Source organism: Streptomyces sp. NPDC041200, from assembly GCF_055591805.1.
Window position 1 is genome coordinate 152051 of the sequence record NZ_JBVIZF010000011.1, and the last position, 23884, is coordinate 175934.

Here is a 23884-nt window from a genome sequence, read left to right on the forward strand (position 1 = left end):
CTAGATCACCCCGTTCGTCTTGAGCAGCCGCACTTCCTCGTCACCGAGCCCCAACTCGCCGTAGATCTCCGCGTTGTGCTCGCCCAGCAGCGGGGAGCGGTCGACCTGGACGGGGGAGTCGGAGAGCTTGAGCGGGGAGCCGACCGTGGTGAACGCGCCGCGCTCGGGGTGGTCGACCCGGACGACCATCTCGTTGGCCGCCAGTGAGGCGTCCTCGACGATCTCCTTGGTGGACAGGATCGGCCCGCACGGGATGTTGTGGGCGTTCAGCTGCTCCAGCACCTCCCACTTGGGCAGCGTGCTGGACCACTCCTCGATCAGCTGGAACATCTTCCCGAGCTTCGGCAGCCGCACGTCCGGCGTCGCCCACTCCGGGTCCTCGGCCAGCTCGGGCCGTCCGATGAGCCGGGTGATCGGCCCCCAGCCGACCGGCTGCACGATCACGTACACGTAGTCGTTGGGCCCGCCGGGCGCGCACTTGACCGCCCAGCCGGGCTGCCCGCCGCCGCTCGCGTTGCCGCTGCGCGGCACCTCGTCGCCGAAGCTGTCGTTCGGGTACTCGGCGAGCGGCCCGTGCGCCAGCCGCTGCTGGTCGCGCAGCTTGACCCGGCACAGATTGAGCACCGCGTGCTGCATGGCCACGTTCACCCGCTGGCCGCGCCCGGTGCGGGTGCGCTGGTAGAGCGCGGCCAGGATGCCCGCCACGCAGTGCACCCCGGTACCCGAGTCGCCGATCTGGGCGCCGGTCGCCAGCGGCGGCCCGTCCTCGAAGCCGGTCGTGGCCATCGACCCGCCCATGGCCTGCGCGACCACCTCGTACGCCTTGAACTGGGTGTACGGGCCTTCGCCGAACCCCTTGATCGACGCGTACACGATCCGCGGGTTGATCTCCTGAACGCGCTCCCAGGTGAAGCCCATCCGGTCCACCGCGCCCGGCCCGAAGTTCTCCACCATGACGTCGCTGCGGCGGATCAGCTCGGTCAGGATCTCCTTGCCGCGCTCGGACTTGGTGTTGAGGGTGATGCTCCGCTTGTTGCAGTTGAGCATCGTGAAGTAGAGCGAGTCGACGTCCGGGATGTCGCGCAGCTGCCCCCGCGTGATGTCACCGGTCGGGGACTCCAGCTTGATGACGTCCGCGCCGAGCCAGGCGAGCAGCTGGGTTGCGGACGGACCGGACTGTACGTGCGTCATGTCGAGGACGCGGACGCCCTCCAGAGCCTTGGTCATGGTTGGCGGGGCCCCTCTACTTGTACATGGTCTGGTTCATCGTTCCGGGGGCGTACGCGTCCGGGTCGACCCAGACGTTGATGAGCGACGGCTTGCCGGACTCGCGGGCGCGCCGCAGCGCGGGCGCGATGTCGGCCGGGTCCCGCACCTCCTCGCCGTAGCCGCCGAGCATGCGCGCGAACTGGTCGTACGGAACGTCGCCGAGGGTGTTGCCGATCCGCTCGCGGGCGTCGCCGTACTTGGCCTTCTGGCCGTAACGGATCTGGTTCATCGACGAGTTGTTGCCGACGATGCCGACGAACGGCAGATCGAAGCGGACCAGCGTCTCGAAGTCCCAGCCGGTCAGCGAGAACGCGCCGTCGCCGAAGAGCGCCACCACCTCCTTGTCGGGGCGGGCCTTCTTGGCGGCCATCACGAACGGCACCCCGACGCCGAGCGTCCCCAGCGGCCCCGGGTCCATCCAGTGGCCGGGCGTACGGGGCTGCACGACCTGCCCCGAGAACGTGACGATGTCGCCCCCGTCCCCGATGTACACCGAGTCCTCGGTCAGGAAGTCGTTGATCTCGCTGACCAGGCGATACGGATGGATGGGGGAGGCGTCGGAGCGCAGCTGCGGCAACCGCTTCTCCAGCGCCGTCTGCTCGGCCGCGCGCAGCTCGTCCAGCCACTCCTTGCGCTTGCGCGCGCCCCCGTTGATCCGCCCGGACGCCGCCTGGGTGACGGCTGACAGAATCTGATGACTGTCACCCACTATCCCGAGATCAATATCCCGGTTCTTGCCGACCGTCCGGTAATCCAGGTCGATCTGAACCACCGTCGCATCGGGCGACAGCCGCTTCCCGTACCCCATCCGGAAGTCGAAGGGCGTGCCGACGATCACGATGAGGTCGGCGTTCGAGAACGCGTACCGGCGCGAGAGCTGGAAGTGATGCGGATCCCCGGGCGGCAGCGTGCCGCGCCCCGCGCCGTTCATGTACGCGGGCACGTTCAGCGTCCGCACCAGCTCGGTCGCGGCGTCGGTCGCCCGGCACGTCCACACCTGGCTCCCCAGCAGGATCGCCGGTTTCTCCGCGCGCACCAGCAGATCGGCCAGCTCCTCGACCGCCTCCGGATCGCCCGCGCCGCGGGTCGACGCCCGGTACGCCCCCGCCTTCGGCACCCGCGCCTTCTCGACCGGCACCTTGGCGTCCAGTACATCGCGCGGAATCTCCAGGAACGACGGCCCCGGCGCGCCGTGGAAGCACTCCCGGAACGCCATCGAGACCATGTCCGCGGCCCGCGCGGTGTCCGGCACGGTGGCCGCGAACTTGGTGATCGGCGCCATCATCTCCACGTGCGGAAGGTCCTGGAGAGACCCCATCTTGTGCTGCGTGTGCGCCCCTTGCCCGCCGATCAGCAGCATGGGCGACTCGGCCCGGAAGGCATTGGCCACCCCGGTCACCGCGTCGGTGGTCCCCGGCCCGGCGGTGACCACCGCGCACCCGGGCTTCCCGGTGATCCGGGCATGCCCATCGGCGGCGTGCGCGGCCACCTGCTCATGGCGCACATCGACGACGTCGATGCCCTCGTCGACGCACCCGTCATAGATGTCGATGATGTGGCCGCCGCAGAGGGTGTAGATGACGTCAACCCCCTCCGCTTTGAGCGCCTTGGCAACTAAGTGCCCGCCGGAGATGAGGTCCTGGCTGTCGTCGGGCATGGCGAATCGCGTCCCTTCGTAGGGGTCGGGTCTCGCGTAGATTGCATACAGTCGACGTTATCCTGTATGAAACCCGTTATCCCGCACCGGCCGAACGATGTCCAGGGGTCGTACATCAATCGTTCGGCCAAGCCCCCACCAACCACCGCCCAACCCCACCGTCCATCACCCTCCGTGATCCCCCGTATCCGCACCCCGCCGATCGCCGCGTCACCGCAGGTCGGCGCGGGGTTGGGCGCCATGCATACGCTGGTGAAACGCACCCCAAAACCTTGGTATCGTTGTCCATGTCGCCGCGGGCAACCGCGGGGCACACCTTGTCCGGGTGGCGGAATGGCAGACGCGCTAGCTTGAGGTGCTAGTGCCCTTTATCGGGCGTGGGGGTTCAAGTCCCCCCTCGGACACCAGCTAAGACTCCTGTCCAGCAGGGGTCTTTTTGCTTTCCCGGGTGAGCTGGTTCGTGATCTCCCCGGCGGTCAGCACGAGAGCGAAGCCTTTGCGCAGGACGGCGAGTTCGGGTTCCTGCCGGGACTCGTCGTCGGTGGCAGTGACGTCGGCCCCGAAGGCGACCTTGTAGCCCCGTTCGTAGGCCTGTCGGGCCGTGGTGCCGCAGCAGTAGTTGGTGAGCGTTCCCGTGATGATGACCGTGTCGCGGCCGAGGTTGCGCAGCATCGTGTCGAGCGGGGTGTCGTAGAAGGCGCTGTAGGAGGATTTGCGGATCAGGGCCTCGTCGGCGCGGTAGCTCATCTGCTCCCACACCGCCGCAGGCCCCGGCCGCCGCCAGTCGGTGTCGGCGTGGGGGAGATGGCGCAGGGCGTGCGGCCGGTCCAGCCCGAAGTGTGTGTCGTCGAAGATGGTCCAGATGACGGGCGTGGAGGCAGCCCGGCATGTCTCGACCAGTCGGCGAAGCCGTGGCGCCATCCGCGTCGCCGCGGGCACCCAGTAGGGACTCCACTCCGGGCGCACGAATTCGTCCTGCATGTCGATGACCAGCAGCGCCGCCCGCTCGGGCTGTATGTCGAACGTCGCACGGCCGTGCTCGTAGGCGTCGCGCGCCCGCGCGGTCACCCACTCCTCGGTGTAACTCACTCCTGCCTCCTACCTCGATTCGAGATACCTCGCTTCGATGTGCGAGAGTAGCAGCATGCTGGAACTCGCGATCCTGGGATTCCTGGCCGACGGCCCGCTGCACGGATACCAACTGCGCCGCCTCATCGCGCACTTGTCCGGCCACTCCCGGCCGGTCAGTGACGGAAGCCTCTACCCGGCGATCAACCGACTGGTCAAGGCCGGGCTGCTGGACCGGCGGACCGAGCCGGGCGCCTCGGCTGCCCAGCGGCACACCCTGAGCCTGACCGCAGAGGGCCGCACCGAGCTGCTGCGACGGCTCCGGGAGCCCGACGAGCTGGATATCAGCGACAGCACTCGGTACTTCACCATCCTGGCCTTCCTCTCCCAGCTCCCCGACACTGCCGACCAGCACGCGGTGCTGCGTCGACGGCTGGCGTTCCTGGAGCAGCCCGCGAGCTTCTTCCGCGACGGCGACCGCCCGCTCCGGGCCGAGGACACCGACGACCCCTACCGTCGCGGCATGCTCCTCATCGCCCGCGCCACCAGCCAGGCGGAGCAGTCCTGGCTGCGGGAGCAACTGGCGTGAGCGCGAGGCCGACGGCCGTGAGTCGCTCTGTCGGGCCTGTTCGGCACCGAACTCGACAAGCGCGCGGGGCGCCTCGGTAACGATGCGCTCACTGAAGGCTTGTCCCCGCCGGGGGCCGGACTTCAGGGAGCGGCAACTGGCCACCGTCTACCGGAGGGCGTTCAAAGCCCGGGAACAGGCGGCAAGCGATGCCGGTGGAGGCGAGTTGACGCCCAGCGAGATAGCACACGCCGTCGGCCCTCACGCCCTGGTCGAACGGCATCGGCGGGGTGTCCGTATCACTCAATGGTTTACCAACGCCCCGCTGGGCGACGCCATCGACATGGGCACGGGCCAGAACGAGGCGTTGAAGAAGGAGAGCGGCCACCCGGGCGGTTCAGCCTGTGGCTACGCCAGCGCCAGCACCGGCGTGAGGGGTGTGAGCCGTGGGGTATTGGGCCAGATACCCTCTCGGACACCACTCATTTCCCCACGGTCGCTGGTCGACCGTGGGGATTTGTCGCGTTGGGCGGCGCACGCGGCGGGAGGCGACATGTGCGGGCCTCCTGGCGCCGGCGGCGTCACTTCACAATCGGTCCCTGCGGCGGCTTGGGTGGCGTCCCAGGTGGGGCAGGGGGCGGGGTGGGTGGCGGAGTAATGGGGCCGGGAGGGAACAGGGGAGGCGGTGTGGGGGCGGCCCCCAGGCATGTGGGGGCGAAGTTCTCCACGATGTACGTCCATGCCTTCTTGGCCTCGTCGAGGGTGAAGTCGGGTTCGCCGCTCCGATAGGCACTCCAGAACACGGTGCGCCAAATGGCCCCGTTGGCGAACGCGGACTTCTCCACCGGCGAGAACATGATCCGGTCCACGCCGTCGGCATGGCAGAGGCCGACGTAGTGGCCGAGCTCATGGACCATTACGTACTTCCAGATGGAGTCGGGAAAGTTGTCGGTGAAGGTCACGCCCGAGACATCCGACGCCGTCGTGGTGCATTCTCTCGGCCCAAAGACACTGGCCAACCCGTGCCTGCTGTGCGTCTCGTACCGGAATATGCCAGCGACGACGGGATGACAGAGCTCGAACCGTGCGGCGACGGGGTTGGCCGGGGTCCGGCTCTTGCGTGTACGGCCGATCACCTCGGCGAGGAAATCGGTCTGCGCCGTGGAACCCTCACCCTGGACAATGTGCTCCGCCTTGGTCACCGGCACGGTGGCCTTGTCGAAGCTGAACTTCAGCCATAGTTCGCGCCCCTTGTCCTCCGCCGCGCCGAGCTTGGTGTCCAGGTCGTCCTCGCTCATGGGAAAGACCAGAAAGTCCGGGCCGCGCTCACCGCGCGAGGTGATGTATTCGTCCAGCTCGTCCTCGGTCAGTGGGTTCTCGAACTCCCCGCCGCCTCCACCAGCAATGATCTCCTCCTGCTTCAGGGTCTTGTAGCGCTTGCGGTTGAAGAGCCCCTGAGGGAACGTGAAGCCGCACAGCTCACGCAGGTCGATTTGTCCCGACTCCTGGAGCGCTATCAGGTTGGGCACCTTCGGGTCGGTGACGGAGGACGCCTGTGAGTCGATGACGGTGCGGTACGCGGTGCCGTGCAGCTGCAATCGGAAGGGACCGTGATCGAGATTGATGGCTCTCTTGATCTGGTCGAGGGTCTCACCCGTGTATTTCCGCTCCAACAGTCCACGGACGTGGGCTCGTATCGATGCGTCATTGGCCTCGTCGATGAAGAACGCGACCAGTTCACCGCCGAGGGCGATGCGGCCGAACCGTATGACTCCCAGCGTGAATCCAACGACCATACGGATGAGCCCGTCAAAGATGCGGAGCGGGTTGCCGGTGAACGTCCCGGCGATGATGTCCCAGATGCCGCCGAAGAGATTCTTGCCGAACTCAACGGCGACCTCGACCACCTTGCAGACTATCCGTGTCACCAATTTGCCCACGGTGACCACGACCCACCTGACCACCTTCACCACCACGGTGACGAGCCAGCAGAACCAGCCCCGCGGGTCGTACCACGGGTAGTCCTTGCACTTCTTTTCGGTGCGCGACTCCCACTCCTCGACGGGCTGCGAGACTTCCTCTTCGACCCATTCCTGGACCTGTTTGCAGACGACGGCCATGGTGTTCCTCCCTCACCTCACACACCAGCCGGCCGAGCTGGTCAAGGGATCATTCAGGGATCACGGCGCACGGACGGCCGGCCTCGACCGTCCGATGCGCAGCAGCAGGGAGCGCAGCCGATGGCGACTCCAGGCCAGGCCCAGCAGCTTGCCCACGGCGCCCCCAGCGACACCGAAGAGCAAGGCGATCCCCGTCGACGACCAGGACCAACCCCCGACGGCAAGCTGCCGCCCCAGCGCAACCCCCACCGTCACCGCGAAGGCCGCCAATCCGGCGGTGCAGCCGCAGTCGTTGAACAGCCGCCGGATCGATACGGCCGACTGGCGCTGTTCATCGGCGTCGAGCCACGGAACGAGCACGACGACCTCATGGACGGACGGGCGGCCCAGCCAGGAGGCAAGCGCCGCGGCGTGCTCCAGGTCCTCAGGCCACTCCAGCTTCAGGCGCACGATGTGCCACTCACGGTCCCTGAGAAACGATCGATATGTATGTAATTGACGCTATCTCCGCCACCCATTGATCGCATCTGGGGCTCGCTCAGGGGCGCCGCTCGTGGCGCTGGACGTACAGGCGATTGCCCTTCGGGCCCGTCCACTCCACCCGCACGACACCCGGTACGGCGGCGTCGGCGGTGCGCGATGGGGCGGACCAGTAGCCGTGGGCCGGGTTGCGGAAGAAGGTGGCCCACAGGTGGCCGTGGTGGTCCGCGAAGAAGTTGTTGTGGCCCGCGCCCACGCCCGCGGTCCAGCGCTCGGAGTACGGACCCTCGAAGCGGTCCGAGACGGCGACGATGGCGTCGTACTGGTACTGCACACGGCCGGGGCCGGGTGGGTCGTAGGCGTGACGGGTGGTGCCGTCGGCGTTGACCGAGGTGCGGTTCCAGGCGGCGTGGAGGAGGTAGTACCGGCCGCCGTGCTTGAAGACGTACGCGCCTTCGAGGTACGGCTCGGGGGAGTAGGGCGCCTGCCGGAACCTCGGGAGGTTCGTCGTCGGGACGATGTCCTCCATGTCGTCCCGGAACTTCGCGTACAGGTCGTTGTGCAGCACCAGCCACGCGTCGTCGCCCTCGGCGTAGAGGCTGCCGTCGATGTGGTGGTAGGCGCCGGGCTCGATGAAGTCCGGTCCGCCGGGGGCCAGGTCGCCGAACGGCTTGTCGAGGTTGCCCTCGACGAGCCGGTACGGGCCCTCGACCCCGCCCTCGCTCACCAGCAGGAACGAGCCCACCTTCCGGGAGTGGTCGCCCATGCACGCGACGATGTACCACCGGCCCCGGATGTAGTGCACCTCCGGCGCCCAGGCCTGGCCGCGCTTGCCGAACCGGTCGTCGTGCCAGTACTCCTGCCACGGGGCGACGACCGTGCGGCCGGGCCGGTTCTCGCCGGTGAACTCCGGCGACCACACCTTGCCCCGCTCGGCGCCGGGCCGGATGCCGGTGGTGTCGGCCAGTCGCCACGGCCCCCGCAGCGACCGGGACACCCACACGAAGATGCCGTCGTTCCACGGCCCCGCCACATCGAGCCCGGGCGCGCGGGTGGTGCCCGTGGCGACGTACAGCGGACGGCCGCCGACGACGAAGCAGTTGACGTACGTGTCCCGCATCCACACCCGGCCGTGCTCCCGGTCACGGGGGCGCGGCTCCAGCGGCAGGATGAAGGAGTTGTCCTCCCGCGGCCACAGATCCAGCCGGGTGTCCGCGAGCCCGTACGGCCCGGGATCGGGCCAGTTCGACGGATACCGCGCCCTCCGCGGGCCCGTCGCCGCCTGCGCGGCGCTCGCGGGCAGCGCGGCCGCCAGGCCCAGGGAACCGGCACCGGCCAGGAAGAACCGGCGGTCGAGGGGTAATGTGTTCTCGGAGCTGGTCATCAGCGTGTCCTCCTCGTTGTCCGGGCAGGACGCGGGCGGCGCCCTGCCCGGGAGGCCACGTTAAATGTCCGTTCCGACGGTGAACAGACGGAAGTGGGTCATCCGGCCGTCGCCGCTCGGGTGAAGGGGGAGAAGGCCACGACCTCCGTGGCGATGCGCTGGGGTGGCTGCGGGGATCGGGAGGCGGGCCGCGATGCGCCGCCATCGCGCACGTGCTGCAACGCGGCCGTGACGGCGGGAAGTTCGACCCGGAACCCGCGCTCCACTCCTGCGGTTCCTCGCGCCAGGCGCCGAGAAATCCTGCGGGTCGAGAATGGTCGTCTGACGGAGCGCCGGAGCCGGGGAGGGGCGGGCATGGACGCGGTGGTGGAGTGGGTGGACGCGCGCGAGAGGTTGCCGAAGAGCGGGACGCCCGTGGCGGCGGCGACGTCGGGGCGCTATCCGCCCGAGCCGGGGCAGGCGGCGGGGGAGGACTTCTGGCTGGTGTTGCCGATGTACTTCACCACTCGTCACATCGCCGAGGACGGCACCGAGTACCGCGATTGTTTTGTCGATTCCGACCGTGTCGTCCGCCTGCCCTACGGCCGCCCCTGCGCCGAACCCGTCACCCACTGGGCAGAGTTGCCCGCACTGCCGGGCACGGCGGTGCGCCACGTGCTCGGGGAGGACGCGCGGACCGCCGTCAGGAACGCCATGGAGCGAGGCGTTACTCGGCGAGGGTGATGAGCCCGGCGGCCAGGAGGCGGTGGACGCTGTCGTTCACGTGCCGGGTGGCCTCGGGGGAGTCGGCCGGGAGGCCGGCGTCGCGGGGTGTTCCGTCAGGGCCTGCTCGGGCAGGGACAGGGCGCGGCCATGGCCATGGCCATGGCGGGGTGGCGGCGCGGTGCATGGTGCCCTACCCGGCGCGCACGCGGAACGCGACGTAGGCGGTCGCGGTGAGGACGGCGGTGGCGGCCGTGGTGGTCCAGCGGTCAGTGGGGAAGGGCGGGGAGGGGCGTTCGGCGAGGCGTTCGGGGTGTTCGCTGGGCAGGGGGCCGTCGAGCGCCAGGGCCAGGGCTTCGGCCAGGTGGAGGGCCCGGCGGCCGGTGTCGCCCTGCTCGATCTGGGTGCGGCAGCTGAAGCCGTCGGCGAGCAGGAGGCTGCCGGGGGCGGCCGCGCGGACGGCGGGCAGGACGCCTTGTTCGGCGATGGCCATGGAGACCTCGTGGTGGCCGCGTTCGAAGCCGAAGTTGCCCGCCAGGCCGCAGCAGCCCTCGTCGAGGACGTCGGTGACGAGGTGGGCGCGGCGCATGAGTTCGCGGTCCGGATCGTCCTTCAGGATGGCGTGCTGGTGGCAGTGGGTTTGGACGACGGCCTGCCGGGTGAGCGCGGGTGGCTGCCAGCCGTCCGGGGCGTGGTGGACGAGGTGTTCGGCGAAGGTGCGGAACTGCTCCGTCAGCCGCCGCATGTCCTGGTCGGCGGGCATCAGATCGGGCGCGTCGGCACGGAACACGGCGGTGCAGGAGGGTTCGAGGCCGATGACGGGGGTGCCCGCTTCGCGGTAGGGCCGAAGGACGCGGAGCGTGCGGCGCAGCACCTTCTTCGCGGTGGTCAGCTGGCCGGTGGAGATCCAGGTCAGGCCGCAGCACACCGGTGTGGTCGGCACGGCGACGCGGAAACCGGCGTCCTCCAGCACGCGCACGGCCGAGACGGCGATCGAGGGGTGGAAGTAGGTGCTGAAAGTGTCCGGCCAGAGCACCACGGTCCGCGGGTCGGCCGGGTCCGGCTCCCTAATGGCGCCGGTGGCGCGGGCGCTCCACCACTGGAGGAAGGATTGCCGGGCGAACAGGGGCGCCGGGCGTGCGCTGTCGACTCCGGCCAGGCGTTTGCCGAGGCGGGCCAGGCCCGGCGCCTGGGTCGCCGCGTCGACCAGCGGTGGCGCGATACGGGACAGCCGGGCCCACAGCGGCAGCCAGCCCATGGAGTAGTGCGCCGCCGGACGCAGGCGGCCCGCGCAGCGCCCGCTCCAGCCCGTCTGTGTCCACCGGCACCTGAGCCACGGCACCCTCCTCCGTAGCGCTGCACGAAGCACTCGCTCAGGGGTAGCCCCCGCCGGGGTCGGGTAAACCTGGCGGCTGCCCGCATGGCCCGCGGCCGGTCAGGGCACCGGCCGCCGGTCGGCACATGCGACGGAACGCCGACGACGGCCGACGAGGGGCGCCGCCTCGGTAAGGACCGGTGAAAGCGGGCCTCGCGCGGCCCGGGGCCCATCGGCCCGGGCCGCGCGAGGGCGGCGGTCGGCGGCTCAGCTGCCGATGCGCTTCTTCAGTAGTTGTTTGCCCAGCTCGGCGCCCTTGCGGCTGTCGGCCTGGGCCTTGCGGAACAGCTCCGCGACCTCGGTGTCCTTCTCACGCTCCGCGTCCTGGATGTACGTCTCCATCTTCAGCGCGTTGCTCAGGCACGCCTCGACGTACCAGACCAGGTTGTAGTCCTTGTCCTTGGTGCCAGTGGTCTCGCCGGTCTCGGTGGCGTGGGCCATGGTGGTGCCTCCTCATCCGTGCGGATTCCGTCTCGGCGGCCGAGTACCCCGAACTCCCGAGTGATTCGTCAAGGAATGCGCTGAGTTGCGGCTGTCTGTGTCCGCGCTTTCGGTGAACCCTCCTACGTCTGGTCCAGCGAGGCCCAGAAGCGGGTGAGGGCGCGGGCGCCCTGGCCGGGATCCTGCGTCATCCACCAGTGGCCGAGCCCGTCGAGGGTCGCGACCCCGGCACCGGCGCGGCGAGCGGCGCGGCGCCGCTGCTCCGCGGTCCCCACCGCGTGGTCCTCGGTCGCGAGCAACGCGAGCCCCGGGCGTTGCGACGCACGCTCCAGGTCCCGGCCCAGCTCGGCCATCACCGGCTGCGCGGCGGACCTGTAGAGCGCGACCACGGCCCGGCCCATCGCCCCGTCCTGACCCCGGGCCACCTGCTCGGCCACCAACTCGCCCATCCCGCGCGCGACGAGCGTCGCGGCGCGTTCGGCGAGGGGCGCGCCGAACCGTGCGGTCACATCGGCTTCCCCGGCGTCCGGCGTCTGCCACCGCTGGGCCAGCTCGTGCCAGACGTAGTCGGGTTCGAAGACCCCGATGGTGTCGCTGGCCCAGCTGCGTACGAGGTCCGGGCGGCTCATCACCGCGTTCAGGACGTGCCCGCCGCCCCAGTCGTGTCCTACCAGGTCGACGGGTTCGTCGAAGCGGGTGGTCAGCTCGTCGATCAGCCAGCCGCGGTAGTCGGCGACGGTCGCGCCGAACCCGGCCGGTAGGGGCGCGCCGAACCCGGGCGGGGACAGGCACACCAGACTGCCGCGGGCCGCACCGGCGCGCTCCAGCTCGGCGAGCAGCGGATCCCAGACCGCCGCCGTCTCGGGGTTGCCGTGCACGAAGACGATGGTCATCAGGCCAGTCCTTCCAGCGGTACGGTCGGCTGCAAGACCGACTCCACCAGCGCCTCGCTGCGGAAGTGGGACACCGCCTGGTATTCGGGGTCACGGATCATGTCGGTGAACGCCTGTCGGTTCGGGTACCGGACCAGTAGCACCATGTCCCAGGCCTGCCCGTCCTCGGCGACCAGCGCCCGCCCGCCGTCTCCCAGATACTCCACCCGCACCCCGTACCGCGCGTTGATCGCCGGGCCGAGCGCCTCGGCGTAGCGCTGGTAGCTCTCGCGGCCGCCGTCCGGACGGAACCGCAGCAGGTTCAGCATCACCACGGGACCACCCGGATCCTCGGCCAGCAGGGTGTCCAGGGCGCGGTCGTCAATCTCGATCATCAGGAAACCTCCAGTCGGTCGACGCCGTGATCCTTGCCTACTTGTTGGTCGAATAACAAGTTTGTTGTAGGTTCCTGTCCATGACCGCAACTCACCGCACCCAGCAGCAGCGCCGTGACCAGGCCGAATCCGCGTTGCTCCACGCCGCCGCCGAACTCGTCGTCGAACAGGGAGTGCGCTCGCTGACGCTGGTGCGCGTCAGCGAGCGAGCCGGGTACAGCCGTGGCCTCGTCAGCCACTACTTCGGGTCCAAGCAGTCGCTCCTCGAGCGCCTGGCACACGCGACCCAGGCCGGATTCGTCCCCGGGCTCGACGGCCTGCCACCCGGTCTGGACCGTCTCCTGCGGCTGATCGACGGCTACGTCGGCGCGCTCGGCCAGGCGGGCGTGGCACACCGGGCGTTTCTGCTGCTCTGGGTCGAGGCGGTCACGGCGCCCGAACTGGCCCCGATCTTCCGCGCGCGGGACGAGGCGTTCCGCGCCGATCTGCGCGAGGACGTGGCCGCCGGTCTCGCCGACGGCACCATCCGCCCCGAGGTCGTACCCGACGAGGCCGCGGGCGCCCTCGTCGGGCAGCTCCGCGGAATCGGGCTGCAACGGCTTCTCGATCCCGAGGCCGTCGACACCGAACGGCTGCGGTGCTCGGTCACCGAGCACTGGCGCCGGGCGCTGGTCCGCGACTGATGCCGCCCGCCCGACGGTGCCGTTTTCCTGCCCGGCGGCGGGGCACCCGCCTGTTCTCGATGGGGCTGCTGACCAACCTGTTCAACCCCAAGATCGCTCTGATGTACGCCGCGCTGCTGCCCCAGTTCCTGGACCCTCAGGGAGGCCCGGACTGGGTGCAGTTGCTCCAGCTCGGTGGCGTGCAGATCCTCGTGGCGGTCACCGTGAACGCGCTGATCATGCTGGGCGCGGCACGGGTCTCGGGGTTTCTGGCCGCCCGGCCCCGTGTCATGGCCGTCCAGCGGTTGGCGGCAGGCGGCCTGCTCGGCGTCTTCGCGCTGCGCACCGCCCTGTCCCGCACCCCCGCCTCCGCCTGACCCTGGCCCGCGTGGCGCCCTCTAGCATTCGGCGCATGCCCTTACGCCGCAGCTATGACAAGCTCGCCGACCTGCCGCGCGATCCGCGCGCCGACGCGTACCCCATGCCGCCCGTTCCCCACGGCTGGTACGCCGTCCTCCGCAGCCGCGAGCTGCGGCCGGGGAAGGTCGTCAGCCTGCACTACTTCGGGCGTGCCCTCATCGCCTTCCGCGGAGCGGACGGGCGGGCGGCGGTGCGCGACGCCCACTGCCCGCATTACGGCGCGCACCTGGGCGCCGGGGGGAAGGTCGTCGGCGGCACCGTGGAGTGTCCGTTCCACGGGTGGCGGTTCGGCGCGGACGGGCAGTGTACGCACGCCCCCTTCGCGACCCGCACCCCCAAGGTGTCCCTCGGTGGCTTCCCGGTCCGCGAGCACAGCGGGCTCATCTTCGTGTACCACGGCCCGGACGCGCCCTCGTGGGAGGTGCCGGACATCCCGGAGACGGCCTCCGGGGGCTTCGCGACACCGATCGACGACGTGTGCCGGGCGCGCATCCACATCCAGGAGATGCGCGAGAACATCGTGGACGAGTCCCACTTCCACTTCATCCACGGCCAGAGCGAACCCCCGGTCCAGGAACTGCGGCCGGACGGCCCCTTCGCCGAGGTCCGCGGCCGCATCCACCGGCGTGTGCTCGGCCGGGACGTCAACAACACCTTCGATGTGTTCATGTACGGGCCGGGCGTGATGGTGGTGCGCGTCCTCGGCCCCGTCCTCTCGCTCACCGCCGTCGCCCTCACCACCCCCGTCGACGACCGTACGAGCGAGATGCGGATGCTGTACTACGTCCGCAAGCCCGCCCGACTGCCGTTCCTGGCGCCCCTCCTCAAGCTGGTTTTCCGTGCGGAAGCCCTGCGGGAGGTGCGCGAGGAGGTACGGATCTGGGACCACAAGATCCACCAGCCGCGCCCCGTCCTGCTCCCGCACGAGAAGGGCATCAGGGCGCTGCGCCGCTGGTACGCCCAGTTCTATCCGGCGGAGGGAAGTTCGTCGCGCGCGGCTGAGCGCTAGGCCGCGTACTCGGCCCGCATCCAGCGGGCCGATGCGACCGCGCTCTCGTACGGGTCGGCGATGTCCGGGCGGTCGACCTCGACCATCAGCCAGCCGTCGAACCCGCTGGGCAGGTTGCCGATGATGCCCTTGAGGTCGAGTTCGCCTCGGCCGGGTTCGACCCAGAGCCCGGCCATGACGGTCTGCTGGTAGCCCCAGTCCGCCTCACGGCACTGTGCCGCCACGCTGAGGCGGCAGTCCTTCACGTGCACGAACGGGATCCGCTCCGCGTAGTCCTTGATGAACGCGCCGACGTCCGAGCCCGCCCACGCCAAGTGCCCCGTGTCGGGCAGGAAGCCGAGCCGGGAGTCCGGAATGGCATCGAGCACCGCCCGGCCCTCCTCCTCCGTCTCGATCCACGTGCCGATGTGCGGGTGCAGGCTGGGCCGGACGCCTTCGGCGACCATGGCATCGGCGATCTTCCCGAGCAGCGCCGTCACCGCCTCGACGCGCGACGGATCCGCGTCGTACGCCTGTCCCGGATGCGCCACGCGCGGCTTGTCCTTGCCCATCGCCAGGCCGAGGCCGATGTCCGTCATCCCGAGTTCGGCGTGTTGGCGGGCGGTGGCGGCGGCGTTCTTGACGACATCGGTCTCGTTGCCGTCCCGGCCGTCCGAGCGGCACCGTCGCGGTGTGCGTGGGGACCGTGACCTCTATGGAATCGACGGCCCGGCCGGGCGCGGTCACCGCCCGGTGTGGCGCGCCGATCCGGCTCGCCGCGGCGATGGACTGGATCGGGCCCAGGCAGTTGACGAGGATGGCGACGTAGTACGGCCCCATGTCCATCACCGGGCCGCCGCCCTGCTGGAAGAGGAAGCGGGGGTCCGGATGCCAGGTCTCCGCCTTGCTGTGGCCGATGAAGGCCGAGGCGCCGATCGGTGCGGGGACGGCCGCCCAGGGTGCTGACGCTCAGCCCGGGGGCCGGGATCGTCACCGCGGGAGGGCAGCTCTACCGGGGGGCGGACGGGCCAGCCGGGGACATCGGCCATATCCGGGCCGCCGGTGGCGGCGATGCCCTGTGCTCCTGCGGCAACGTCGGCTGCCTCAGCGCGCTGGCCTCCCGCCCGGCCGTCCTGCGCAGCCTCGGAATCCCCGAGTCGACCGCGGAGGATCCGCTGCACGGCGTGCGCGTGCTGGCGGGACGCGTCGCCGACAACGAACCGCGCGCCGTGCGCGCCCTGCGCCAGGCCGGTACCGATGTCGGCGAGATAGCGGCCATGCTGGTCGCCATGTACAACCCGCGCACGCTGGTCGTCGGCGGTCCGCTGAGCGAACTCCGCGACGACCTCCTGTCCGGGGTCCGGGCCGTGGTCTACCGGCGTGCGCTGGCCCTGGCCACCAGCAAGATCACCATCACCACGCCCCGGCTCGGCGAGAGCGCCGGGATTCATGGCGGCATCGCCCTCGCCATCCGGGAGGTCTTCAGCCCTCAGGGCGTCGCCCCGGTTGATGGTGGGCAACCCGTAGGGGCGCCGGGGGCGGCTGAGCCGGGGGTGGCTGAGCCTGGGGTCACCCCCGGCGCGGTGTCAGCCGACGCGCGTCAGCCGACGCGCATCAGCAAGCGGCACGCCTCGTCGCCGTCGCGCAGACACGCCGTGGCGCAGTTGCGGGTGAGTTCGACGCCGAGCCCCTCCGACCAGCCCGCGTGGATGTCCGTGCACGGGCAGTCGTAGCCGTCCAGCGACCCGGCCATCCGGACCATCGCCACGGCGAAGTTCTGCCGCATGGTCAGCTCGATGTCGCCGTCCGGGAGTACGGCCGTGCCGCCGTCGCGCAGTTCGCTCGGGAACATCCACTCCGCGCAGGCGTCGTACCGGCAGCGGAGTTCTTCGAGGTCGGCGGCGGGTTTTCCGCCGTGCTGGCGGGTGATGCGCTTGCCGACCTGGACGGCCACGTAGCGCAGCGCCTCCGCGTTGATCTCGTTGGCCACCGCGTGGCCGAACCGCTTCGCCACGCCCTGGTACCAGCGGGCGTCGTGCAGCCACCACTGGCGGTAGACGTCCATGGGCCTGGGGCTCGGGGTGGTCATCGGGCCTTCCCGTCCAGCTCGCCACCTGCCAGGCGGGCCCGGAAGCGTTCGCGCATCTCCCGTTTGAGTACCTTGCCGGTGGCTCCCTTCACCACGTCGTTCGCGTCCATGCGGAGCGCGCCGGTGAGTGGCGGGAAGCCCTCGGCGGTGAGTGTCTCGTTCACCCGGCCCGTCCAGTCGTCCGCGTCCACCGCGTCCGGGCGCACCTGGAGCAGGACGTACGCGTCGGCGACGCCGTCGCCGTCCCAGTCGGCGCGTACGCCCTCGGGGGCGACGGCCACCACCGTGCAGTCGTCGAGTTCGGGCAGCTCGCGCAGCAGCAACTCCTCGGTGCGGGTGCTGAACACCAGGCCCGCGGCGGTGCGGATGGCGTCGGGGGCGCGGTCGAGGTGGTAGAAGTTGCCCTCCTCGTCGCGGTAGGACAGGTCGCCGGTGAGCCAGTAGCCGCCGAGCCGTAGCCGGTGGAAGGTCAGCGAGTCGTTCCAGTAGCCGGGGGTGAGGGTGGGGGACCGTACGCCGAGGCGGCCCACCTCGCCGGGTGGCAGGGGCGTGCCGTCCTCGGAGAGCACCGCGGCCTCGGCGAAGCTCATCGGTTTGCCGACGCAGCGGGAGAACGACGACCGGCCGGGTTTGTGGCCGTTGTGGAAGAGCGAGTAGCCGGTCTCGGAGGAGCCGAGGCCGTCGGTGAAGACGGAGCCGGGGACCCGGCAGCGCTTGAGGTCCGGGCCGACCGTGTCGTGGCTGCCCTGCGCGATGAGCGCCCTGATGTGCGCCTCGTGTGCCGCGTCGCCGGTGTTGTACCAGGCCTCGACGCTGGACAGATCGCGGGCGGCGAGGTCTTGGGCCGCCATCTCCCCGTACGTTCCGGCGAACGCGAACACCGTGGTCGGGCGGAACGATTCCATGGCGTCCAGGACGTCGGTGCCGCGCTGGCTGGAGAGCAGGAGCACGGGCGAGCGCAGCAGGAAGCCGAACATCATGACCGAGATGGAGGCGTTGTGCGAGCCGGGCATCGCGACGAGCAGCCTGCCCATCGCGGAGCCGACGGACAGCTTCAGCCGGTGCAGTTGCGCGTACAGCAGCGTCTGATGGGTGTGCGGGACGGCCTTGGGCATGCCGGTGGTGCCCGAGGAGTGGGAGATGACGATCGGGTCGGTGGGGTGGTGGGCGTACGGGTACGACGCGGGGAGCCGCTGGCGGTCCGAGGTGCGGATGTCGGCGGCGGTGGCGCAGAAGCCGAGGCCCAGTTCGGCCTGGTGGGGGGCCAGGACGGGGTGGTGGGCCCGGTCGGTGAGGGCGCCCACCGCGCCCTGGCGGCGTACGTACTCGCGGGCGATCTCGGGGCGGAGGTTGCCGTTGACGAAGGAGGGGATCGCACCGAGGGAGGTGAGCGCGAGGAAGTTGATGGCGAACTCGGTGCTGGAGTACGTCTGGATCGCCACCGGGTCGCGGGGCCGCACACCGTGCGCGTGGTACCAGCTGGCGTAGGTGGCGACGGCTTCGTGCAGCTCGCCCAGGGTCAGCACCTCGGGGTGGCCGCCGTCCGGGGCCTGCCAGGTGGCATCGGTCCACAGCACCTGGTCGTCGGGGGATCTGCCGTACGCCGTCAGCCGGTGGATCACGTTTCCGGCACCCAAGGCGGCGTCCTGGCTGATCAGCGCGCGTTCTTCCTTGGTGATCATGGGCGGGTTCCTTGGATTTGGGCGGCCAGCTCGACCAGGCCGCGGAGAGTGCCGTACTCGGCGGAGGATGTGGTGGGGGACAGCGGGGCGTCGCCGCGATCGACCACGATCGCCACGGCCAGATCCTCGGCGGGCGGGCCGACGTCGCCGCCGACGCGGCTCAGGTGGCGGTAGGCGGCCGTGGTGCGCTCCGTACCGGCCAGCTCGACGCCGATGAGAACGACGCGGTCCAACTCCTCATCTTCCAGGAGGAGTTCGGCGGTGTTCAGCAACTCTCCGGCCAAGTCCGTCGCGGCGGACAGGCACAGCAGCGGGCCGGTGATGGCGAACTCGCGGCTGAGCTGGCCGAGGATCGCGTTGGCGGTGCTCTGCATGAACAGCAGCGGATTGTGCACCTGCCCGGCGACGAGCAGACGGCTGCCGAGGTCGAGGGTGGTGGCGTCCCCCATCGTGCTGGCCAGGACCATCGCGGTCCGCGAGCCGTCGCCGGGGTGGGCGGTGAGGGCGCGCTCGACGGCCTGGTGCACCAGAGGGCTGAAGGCGGACTCCACGAAACCGGCCACGGGCGGCACGGCCGCCGCCGGTCCGGACACCGCGGCGATCACGCCCGCTCCAGGAGCAGCGCGGTGTTGGCGCCGCCGAACGCCGCGTTGAGGGTGAGCGCCCGCCGGATGTCGGCCTTGCGGGGGCGGTTCGGTACGTAGTCGAGGTCGCAGGCCGGATCGGGTTCGGTGAACCCGGCGGTGGGCGGCAGGACGCCGTCCCGCAGCGCGAGCAGGGTGATGACGAGTTCCACCACTCCGGCGGCCTCCAGGAGGTGTCCGGTCGTGCTCTTCGTCGAGCTGACGGGTGTGTGGGGCGCGTCGGTGCCGAAGAGCGTGTGCAGTCCGCGCGTCTCGGCGGGGTCGTTGGTCTTCGTCGCGGTCCCGTGGGCGTTCACGTAGTCGACGCGGGGCCCGCCCGCCCGCCGCAGAGCCCGCCGGGCGGCGGTGACCAGCCCGGTGCCTTCGGGGTGAGGGCGCGCGATGTGGTGAGCGTCGGAGGCGGCGCCCCAGCCGGTCAGCGCACCGAGCACACGCGCCCCTCGGCGCCGGGCGGACGCGGCCGATTCGAGCACGACGGCGGCGGCCCCGTCGCCGAGCAGCAGCCCGCTGCGGTCGGCACAGAACGGCCGCACCATCCCGTCCCGGGAGAGGGCGAAGCCAGACCCGAACTTGGCCAGGTTCTCCTCCTCCACCAGATACGCCCCCGCGCAGATGACGAGGTCGGCCCGCCCGGAGGCGATGAGCTGGCATCCGTGCGCGACGGCGGTGGCGGAGGCGACACACGCGTTGGTGAACGCCACCCGCGACCCACGAACCCCGAGCACGTCGGCGAGCGCCTCGGCCTGCCACGCGGGCACGGTCGCGGCGGCGCCGGGCGAGCCGGGATGCGCGGTGCCGTCGCGGGACCCGGCGGCGCGCCAGAAGCGGGTCAGGGCGGTGAAGTCGCCCGCTGTGCCCAGCAGGACCGTGGCGTCCGTTCCCGGGCGCAGACCGGCCATTCCGGCCGCCGCACCGGCTACCTCGGCCAGGGCCTCGTGGAGTGGGGCGGCGTCGCCGCACGTGGCGGCCAGGGGGGTGCGATAGGGGGCGGGGTCGAAGCGGGTGATCGGGGCGAACGACGGGCTTCCGTCGAACACGCCCGCCCGTAGCGCGTCCGGCCCGGCGCCGAAGGCCGTTCGTACTCCGAAGCCGGTCAGCAGGACCTCATGACCCATGGACGTCCACCAGGTAATCCGTGATCCGGCGGATCGAGGTGAACTCGGCGAGGAACGCTTCCGCGGGTTCGATCTCCAGGCCGCAGCGCAGCTCCAGTTGGTGGAGGAACCACACCAGGCCCAGGGAGTCCAGCGCCAGGTCGGCGTCGTCGTCCAGTTCCGCCGGCAATTCGGCGAAGATCTTGGGGTCGGACAGCAGCTCCCGCACCACGTCGGTGGTGATCGTCATGCCGTGGCGCCCCGCTTGATGACGTCGTCGATCAGGTCGCCCAGGTTCATCGCGCCGACCGGCTCGATATCGGTGTCCGGGAACTTCACGCCGAAGCGGCGCTCGATGCGCAGGACCAGCTCGATCAGGCTGAGCGAGTCGATGTCGATGCCACCGGTGCCCAGGGGGCTGGCGTCGGTGACCTCGTCCGCGTCGAGCGGGTGGTTCATGTCGTCGCTGATCGTGCTGAGCACGAACTGACGGATCTCCTTCTCCAATGCCGTCTGCATGGTGTGCGAAACCCTTCTGTGGCAGCGGAAGTTGGGGTGCGGTCAGTGGCCGGGGGAGCGGGCGAGCAGGGCCTCGCGGCGGCGGACGAGCTTGCCGTTGGAGGTGCGGGGCAGGTCGGGGAGGACCTGGACGACGCGCGGCACCTTGTAGTCGGCCAGCCGGTCCCGGCACCAGACCAGCAGCTCCCCGGCCGAGGGGCCGTCCGGTTCGGTGGACACGTACGCCTCGGTGGTACCGGCGTGGACGACCACGGCCCCGCTGACCCCGGGGTGGCGGCGCAACACGTCCTCCACCTCGGTCAGATCGACCTTCAGGCCACCGATGACCACGAGCGAGTCGCCACGGCCCAGCAGCCGCACGGTGCCGTCGGGACCGAGTTCGGCCCGGTCGCGGGTGTGCAGCCAGCCGTCGGTGTACCGGCCGCCGCCGGAGTCGTGCAGGTACGGTGAGCCGTCCGGCAGCCAGACGTCCAGCTCGCCGCCGTGGATCCGTAACCGCACACCGGGCGCCGCCCGCCCGACGGAGGGCCGCGAGGCGCCGCTGATGTCCATCGCGATGACGCCCGTCTCCGTCGTTCCGTACGACTCGCCGACCCCGATGCCGAACCGTTCGGCGAACCGCGCGGCCGTCTCCGGGGGCATGATCTCGCCGCCGGAAGTCGCCGCGCGCAGGGCGGGGAGGGCAGGCAACTCGCGTGCTGTGCCGAGGAGTTCGTAGTGGAAGGGGGTGCCGAAGATGACGTGCACACCGTGGCGCGCGGCGGCGGCGAGGATGTCCTTCGCCGACACCCGGCGGGCGAACACGGCCGCGACGCCCGCGGTGAGCGAGTGCAGCACCCCGGCGATCAGCCCGAAGCTGTGCGCGGTCGAGCTGAGCAGCAGCACCCGCTCGCCCAGGGTCGGCATCCCCTCGATCCGGGTGAAGCGTTCGATCTCGGCCGCCATGGAGGCCGGGGTCCGGCCGATCACCTTGGGCAGCCCGGTGGAGCCCGAGCTGAACTGCACCAGCCGGTGGCCGGTCGTCGCGGCCCGGCCGTCCGGGAAGCGGGAGGTGACCACCTCGTACCGGGGCTCGAACCGCAGTGGCGAGCGCCCGACCGCCCCCGCGCTGACCAGGAACTGTGGATGGCACAGCGCGCGCAGCGCGTCCACTTCGGACTGTTTGAGCCGGTGGTCGATCAGCATCACCTGGGCGCCCAGCCGCCACAGCGCGAGCAGCACCTCGATCTGGGTGAAGCTCGGCGGGATCCGGAGCATCACCGTGGTGCCCTCGCCGATGCCGTACCCGGCGAAGACGTCCGCCTCCCTGGCCGCGGCGGTGCGCACCTCGGCGCGGTTCACCGGGTGGTCGCCGTGCACGAGGCAGGGCAGCTCGCCGGGGTGGGCGTCGAACAGGGTGTCGGCCAGCGCCCGCATGCCACCGCGTCCGTCGCGTGGGCCGCTCATCATTGTTCCTTGCAGAACTCGCCGATGGGGAAGCCCACATGGCGCTGGTCCGTGGCCAGATAGCCGAGCAGTTCGTCGCCGGGCCGCAGCTCGGTGACGTTGTGGACCTTCGCGCCGGGCCCGAGCACCCGTACGTGCCAGTCGTCCTGCACGGTCAGGCTCACCACGGTGCCGTCGGCGGAGCGCGCCGTGATGGTCAGCAGCGGCCGGGACTCCAGCTTGGCGCGGCCGACCGTGACCGGCCGGGTCCGGCCCTCGGCGTTGACGGCCAGCGTGGTGCCGCCGGAGCGCAGCTCGCTCAGGTAGTTGGTGCGGTTGTCCGGGCCGAGGACGTAGGAGTGCAGGGCGCCCGCGTTGACCCGGAAGGGGCGGGTCGGCATGTACGGCAGCGGGTGGGTCTCGCTGCAGCAGAGGATGAAGCCGGTCGAGTACGAGCCGACGAGGATGCCCTCGTCCTCGGCGAAGTGGCTGCAGGTGTCCACGCACACCCGGTCGCCGAGACCGTGGTGCTCGATGCCGTCGACGGTGAGCGTGGTGAGGTTCAGCGGTGCCGTCCCGGCCTCCAGCAGCCTGGCCAGGGCGAACACGTCGCCCGCGGTCGAGGGGGCCAACAGGACGCCGTCCGAGCCGCGTTCGAGCACGTCGAGGACGGTGGCGGCCTCTTCGAGGTCCGCGCAGACGGTGATCAGCTTGCCCTCGGAGCGGTCCGCGGCGGCGAGCACGATCTCCAGCGGGATCTTGGTCGGGTCGGCGAAGCGGACCACGGTGAAGGGGAGGGTGACGGCGGCGGCGCACGCCAGCCGCAGCGACGGTTCGTCGTGGACGTCGACCCAGCCCGCGGTGTCGTCGTCGAGCGCGTACAGCTCCTTCTCGTCGGACACCGGTGTGGTGGGGACGGCCGTGATGGTCGGGGGCAGCGCCTTGAGGACGGATTCGTCATCGCAGACCACGCCCCGCATCCGGGTGTGGATGGCGGCGTCCACGACGGACTCCAGCTGGCTCTTGGACACGCTTCTGAGGTCGATCCAGGCGAACTTCATACGGCACCTGTCGCAATCGTCGAGGAGTGGTGGGCCGTTCCGGTGTTCGCGGCGTCGGTGGCATTGCTGGCATCGGCGGCATCGGTGGCGTGGACGACGGCCGCGAGCCGTGCCACCAGCGCGGCGGGGGAGGGCGAGGAGAAGATCCGGCGGCCGACCGCGAGGCCCCGGCAACCGGCGAGCATCAACGAGGTTCCGTGGCGGATCAGATCCGTACCGTCGGGCGGGCCGCCCGCGGCGAGGACCGGCAGCGGGCAGCTGTCCACCACCTCGGCCATCCGGTCCAGCGGCAGCGCGACCGTGGTCTTCACCAGGTCGGCGCCGAGATCCGCGGCGATGTTCACGGCGTGGGCGAGCAGCGCCGGATCGTGCGGGTCGGCGATGCGCGGGCCCCTCGGATAGATCATCGCGAGCAGTGGCATGTTCCAGGTGTCGCAGGAGGCCGCGACGGTTCCGAGGTCGGCGAGCTGGCGGTGTTCGGTGTCCGAGCCGAGGTTCACATGCACGCTCACCGCGTCCGCGCCCAGCCGTACGGCCTCTTCCACGTCGCCGACGAGCACCTTGGCGTCGGCGTCGGCCGCGTACACCGTTCCGGCGCTGAGGTGCACCACCAGGGCGCAGTGGCGCAGGATGTCCGGGGCGATCGCGCGCGCCCGGCCCTTGTGGACGACGACCGCGTCCGCGCCGCCGTCCACCAGCGCGCTGAGCAGCCCGTTCCAGCGGGCCTGGGGCACCACCGGCCCGTCCGACACGCTGTGGTCGAGCGGGACGAAGAGATGTCGCCCGTCGCCCACGGCGGAGAGTCTCCGCATCCGGAATTGTTTACCCACATCGGTCATGTGCCGGGCACACCTCTTCCAACGGGTGGACGGTGCTTCGGGGGTGTTCGGGTTATTCGGGGGGTGGTTCGGGAGTCCTGAGGGACTGCCGGGTCAGAATGGCACGCCCGTGCGAAGGCGAGCCGATATC

24 protein-coding genes, 1 tRNA gene and 2 pseudogenes are annotated in these 23884 nt (G+C 70.7%); 7 read left to right on the forward strand and 20 right to left on the reverse strand.

Going from position 1 to position 23884, the window contains the following annotated elements; all coding sequences use genetic code 11:
- Together frc and ACZ6CL_RS24420 are read right to left on the reverse strand one after the other, a co-directional pair.
- Positions 1-1227: a formyl-CoA transferase gene (gene frc / locus ACZ6CL_RS24415; RefSeq protein WP_468938716.1), complete on the reverse strand. Its 1227-nt coding sequence runs from the start codon at positions 1225-1227 to the stop codon at positions 1-3.
- A 16-nt stretch (positions 1228-1243) separates the two neighbouring features.
- Positions 1244-2926, reverse strand: a complete 1683-nt coding sequence (locus tag ACZ6CL_RS24420) for a thiamine pyrophosphate-binding protein (RefSeq protein WP_468938718.1) — start codon at positions 2924-2926, stop codon at positions 1244-1246.
- 319 nt (positions 2927-3245) lie between these two features.
- Here ACZ6CL_RS24420 and ACZ6CL_RS24425 point away from each other — a divergent pair.
- Positions 3246-3333: transfer RNA gene (locus ACZ6CL_RS24425), tRNA-Leu, on the forward strand.
- Between the two features lies 1 nt (position 3334).
- Here the strand turns inward: ACZ6CL_RS24425 and ACZ6CL_RS24430 are convergent.
- Entirely contained in the window at positions 3335-4015 is a 681-nt protein-coding gene (locus tag ACZ6CL_RS24430) for a cysteine hydrolase family protein (RefSeq protein WP_468938720.1), read from the reverse strand.
- 55 nt (positions 4016-4070) lie between these two features.
- On the opposite strand from ACZ6CL_RS24430, the gene ACZ6CL_RS24435 reads away from it, so the two are divergent.
- Entirely contained in the window at positions 4071-4583 is a 513-nt protein-coding gene (locus ACZ6CL_RS24435) for a PadR family transcriptional regulator (RefSeq protein WP_468938723.1), read from the forward strand.
- Between the two features lie 560 nt (positions 4584-5143).
- On the opposite strand, the gene ACZ6CL_RS24440 is transcribed toward ACZ6CL_RS24435, so the two are convergent.
- From ACZ6CL_RS24440 to ACZ6CL_RS24450, 3 genes are all read right to left on the reverse strand, one after another.
- Positions 5144-6682 carry a hypothetical protein gene (locus ACZ6CL_RS24440; protein ID WP_468938726.1) on the reverse strand — a complete coding sequence of 513 codons (1539 nt, stop codon included), beginning with the start codon at positions 6680-6682 and terminating at the stop codon, positions 5144-5146.
- A gap of 60 nt (positions 6683-6742) precedes the next feature.
- Complete coding sequence (locus tag ACZ6CL_RS24445) at positions 6743-7132, reverse strand: hypothetical protein (protein WP_468938727.1); 390 nt, start codon at positions 7130-7132, stop codon at positions 6743-6745.
- A gap of 88 nt (positions 7133-7220) precedes the next feature.
- Positions 7221-8546 carry a family 43 glycosylhydrolase gene (locus ACZ6CL_RS24450; RefSeq protein WP_468938730.1) on the reverse strand — a complete coding sequence of 442 codons (1326 nt, stop codon included), beginning with the start codon at positions 8544-8546 and terminating at the stop codon, positions 7221-7223.
- A gap of 354 nt (positions 8547-8900) precedes the next feature.
- Between ACZ6CL_RS24450 and ACZ6CL_RS24455 the strand changes: the two genes are divergently transcribed.
- Complete coding sequence (locus ACZ6CL_RS24455; protein WP_468938732.1) at positions 8901-9269, forward strand: AQJ64_40280 family protein; 369 nt, start codon at positions 8901-8903, stop codon at positions 9267-9269.
- Positions 9270-9441: 172 nt separating this feature from the next.
- Here the strand turns inward: ACZ6CL_RS24455 and ACZ6CL_RS24460 are convergent.
- From ACZ6CL_RS24460 to ACZ6CL_RS24475, 4 genes and pseudogenes are all read right to left on the reverse strand, one after another.
- Positions 9442-10536, reverse strand: a pseudogene (locus ACZ6CL_RS24460) ((Fe-S)-binding protein); the annotation flags it as partial.
- A gap of 294 nt (positions 10537-10830) precedes the next feature.
- Positions 10831-11064, reverse strand: coding sequence for a hypothetical protein (locus ACZ6CL_RS24465; protein ID WP_398293485.1), 234 nt, complete (start codon positions 11062-11064; stop codon positions 10831-10833).
- Positions 11065-11186: 122 nt separating this feature from the next.
- Positions 11187-11957 carry an alpha/beta fold hydrolase gene (locus ACZ6CL_RS24470; RefSeq protein WP_468938734.1) on the reverse strand — a complete coding sequence of 257 codons (771 nt, stop codon included), beginning with the start codon at positions 11955-11957 and terminating at the stop codon, positions 11187-11189.
- Complete coding sequence (locus tag ACZ6CL_RS24475) at positions 11957-12331, reverse strand: DUF1330 domain-containing protein (protein WP_468938737.1); 375 nt, start codon at positions 12329-12331, stop codon at positions 11957-11959. Before ACZ6CL_RS24475 ends, ACZ6CL_RS24470 begins: the two co-directional genes overlap by 1 nt.
- An 80-nt stretch (positions 12332-12411) precedes the next feature.
- Here ACZ6CL_RS24475 and ACZ6CL_RS24480 point away from each other — a divergent pair, with 80 nt between their 5' ends.
- Genes ACZ6CL_RS24480 through ACZ6CL_RS24490 form a run of 3 tightly spaced genes read left to right on the forward strand, consistent with a single transcriptional unit; the run spans position 12412 to position 14422 of the window.
- On the forward strand, positions 12412-13014 hold the full coding sequence (locus ACZ6CL_RS24480; RefSeq protein ID WP_468938739.1) for a TetR/AcrR family transcriptional regulator: 603 nt from the start codon (positions 12412-12414) through the stop codon (positions 13012-13014).
- Positions 13015-13073: 59 nt separating this feature from the next.
- Positions 13074-13370 (forward strand): LysE family translocator, encoded by a 297-nt coding sequence (locus tag ACZ6CL_RS24485; protein WP_468938742.1) that lies wholly within the window; start codon positions 13074-13076, stop codon positions 13368-13370.
- Positions 13371-13405: 35 nt separating this feature from the next.
- Positions 13406-14422, forward strand: coding sequence for a Rieske 2Fe-2S domain-containing protein (locus tag ACZ6CL_RS24490; protein ID WP_468938744.1), 1017 nt, complete (start codon positions 13406-13408; stop codon positions 14420-14422).
- Here ACZ6CL_RS24490 and ACZ6CL_RS24495 read toward each other — a convergent pair.
- Complete coding sequence (locus tag ACZ6CL_RS24495; RefSeq protein ID WP_468938747.1) at positions 14419-15000, reverse strand: sugar phosphate isomerase/epimerase family protein; 582 nt, start codon at positions 14998-15000, stop codon at positions 14419-14421. The two genes, ACZ6CL_RS24490 and ACZ6CL_RS24495, sit on opposite strands and share 4 nt — an antisense overlap.
- A gap of 360 nt (positions 15001-15360) precedes the next feature.
- Here ACZ6CL_RS24495 and ACZ6CL_RS24500 point away from each other — a divergent pair.
- Positions 15361-15864: pseudogene (locus ACZ6CL_RS24500) on the forward strand (ROK family protein); the annotation flags it as partial.
- Positions 15865-16001: 137 nt separating this feature from the next.
- Here the strand turns inward: ACZ6CL_RS24500 and ACZ6CL_RS24505 are convergent.
- From ACZ6CL_RS24505 to ACZ6CL_RS24545, 9 genes are read right to left on the reverse strand one after another with little or no spacing between them, the layout of a single operon-like run.
- Positions 16002-16490 (reverse strand): hypothetical protein, encoded by a 489-nt coding sequence (locus ACZ6CL_RS24505; RefSeq protein WP_468938749.1) that lies wholly within the window; start codon positions 16488-16490, stop codon positions 16002-16004.
- Positions 16487-18172, reverse strand: a complete 1686-nt coding sequence (locus tag ACZ6CL_RS24510) for a class I adenylate-forming enzyme family protein (protein WP_468938752.1) — start codon at positions 18170-18172, stop codon at positions 16487-16489. The genes ACZ6CL_RS24505 and ACZ6CL_RS24510 overlap by 4 nt, the downstream gene beginning before the upstream one ends.
- The gene (locus ACZ6CL_RS24515) at positions 18169-18777 is read right to left on the reverse strand and encodes a hypothetical protein (protein WP_468938753.1); all 609 of its coding nucleotides are present in this window, start codon (positions 18775-18777) and stop codon (positions 18169-18171) included. The genes ACZ6CL_RS24510 and ACZ6CL_RS24515 overlap by 4 nt, the downstream gene beginning before the upstream one ends.
- Positions 18774-19931 (reverse strand): beta-ketoacyl-[acyl-carrier-protein] synthase family protein, encoded by a 1158-nt coding sequence (locus ACZ6CL_RS24520; protein ID WP_468938755.1) that lies wholly within the window; start codon positions 19929-19931, stop codon positions 18774-18776. Before ACZ6CL_RS24520 ends, ACZ6CL_RS24515 begins: the two co-directional genes overlap by 4 nt.
- Positions 19921-20160, reverse strand: a complete 240-nt coding sequence (locus tag ACZ6CL_RS24525) for a phosphopantetheine-binding protein (protein ID WP_468938757.1) — start codon at positions 20158-20160, stop codon at positions 19921-19923. Before ACZ6CL_RS24525 ends, ACZ6CL_RS24520 begins: the two co-directional genes overlap by 11 nt.
- On the reverse strand, positions 20157-20429 hold the full coding sequence (locus tag ACZ6CL_RS24530; protein ID WP_468938758.1) for an acyl carrier protein: 273 nt from the start codon (positions 20427-20429) through the stop codon (positions 20157-20159). The genes ACZ6CL_RS24525 and ACZ6CL_RS24530 overlap by 4 nt, the downstream gene beginning before the upstream one ends.
- Before the next feature lie 42 nt (positions 20430-20471).
- Complete coding sequence (locus tag ACZ6CL_RS24535; protein ID WP_468938761.1) at positions 20472-21875, reverse strand: class I adenylate-forming enzyme family protein; 1404 nt, start codon at positions 21873-21875, stop codon at positions 20472-20474.
- Positions 21875-22915, reverse strand: a complete 1041-nt coding sequence (locus ACZ6CL_RS24540) for a 3-dehydroquinate synthase II (protein ID WP_468938764.1) — start codon at positions 22913-22915, stop codon at positions 21875-21877. Before ACZ6CL_RS24540 ends, ACZ6CL_RS24535 begins: the two co-directional genes overlap by 1 nt.
- Positions 22912-23754: a 2-amino-3,7-dideoxy-D-threo-hept-6-ulosonate synthase gene (locus tag ACZ6CL_RS24545; protein ID WP_468938765.1), complete on the reverse strand. Its 843-nt coding sequence runs from the start codon at positions 23752-23754 to the stop codon at positions 22912-22914. The genes ACZ6CL_RS24540 and ACZ6CL_RS24545 overlap by 4 nt, the downstream gene beginning before the upstream one ends.
- Positions 23755-23884 lie beyond the last annotated feature (130 nt).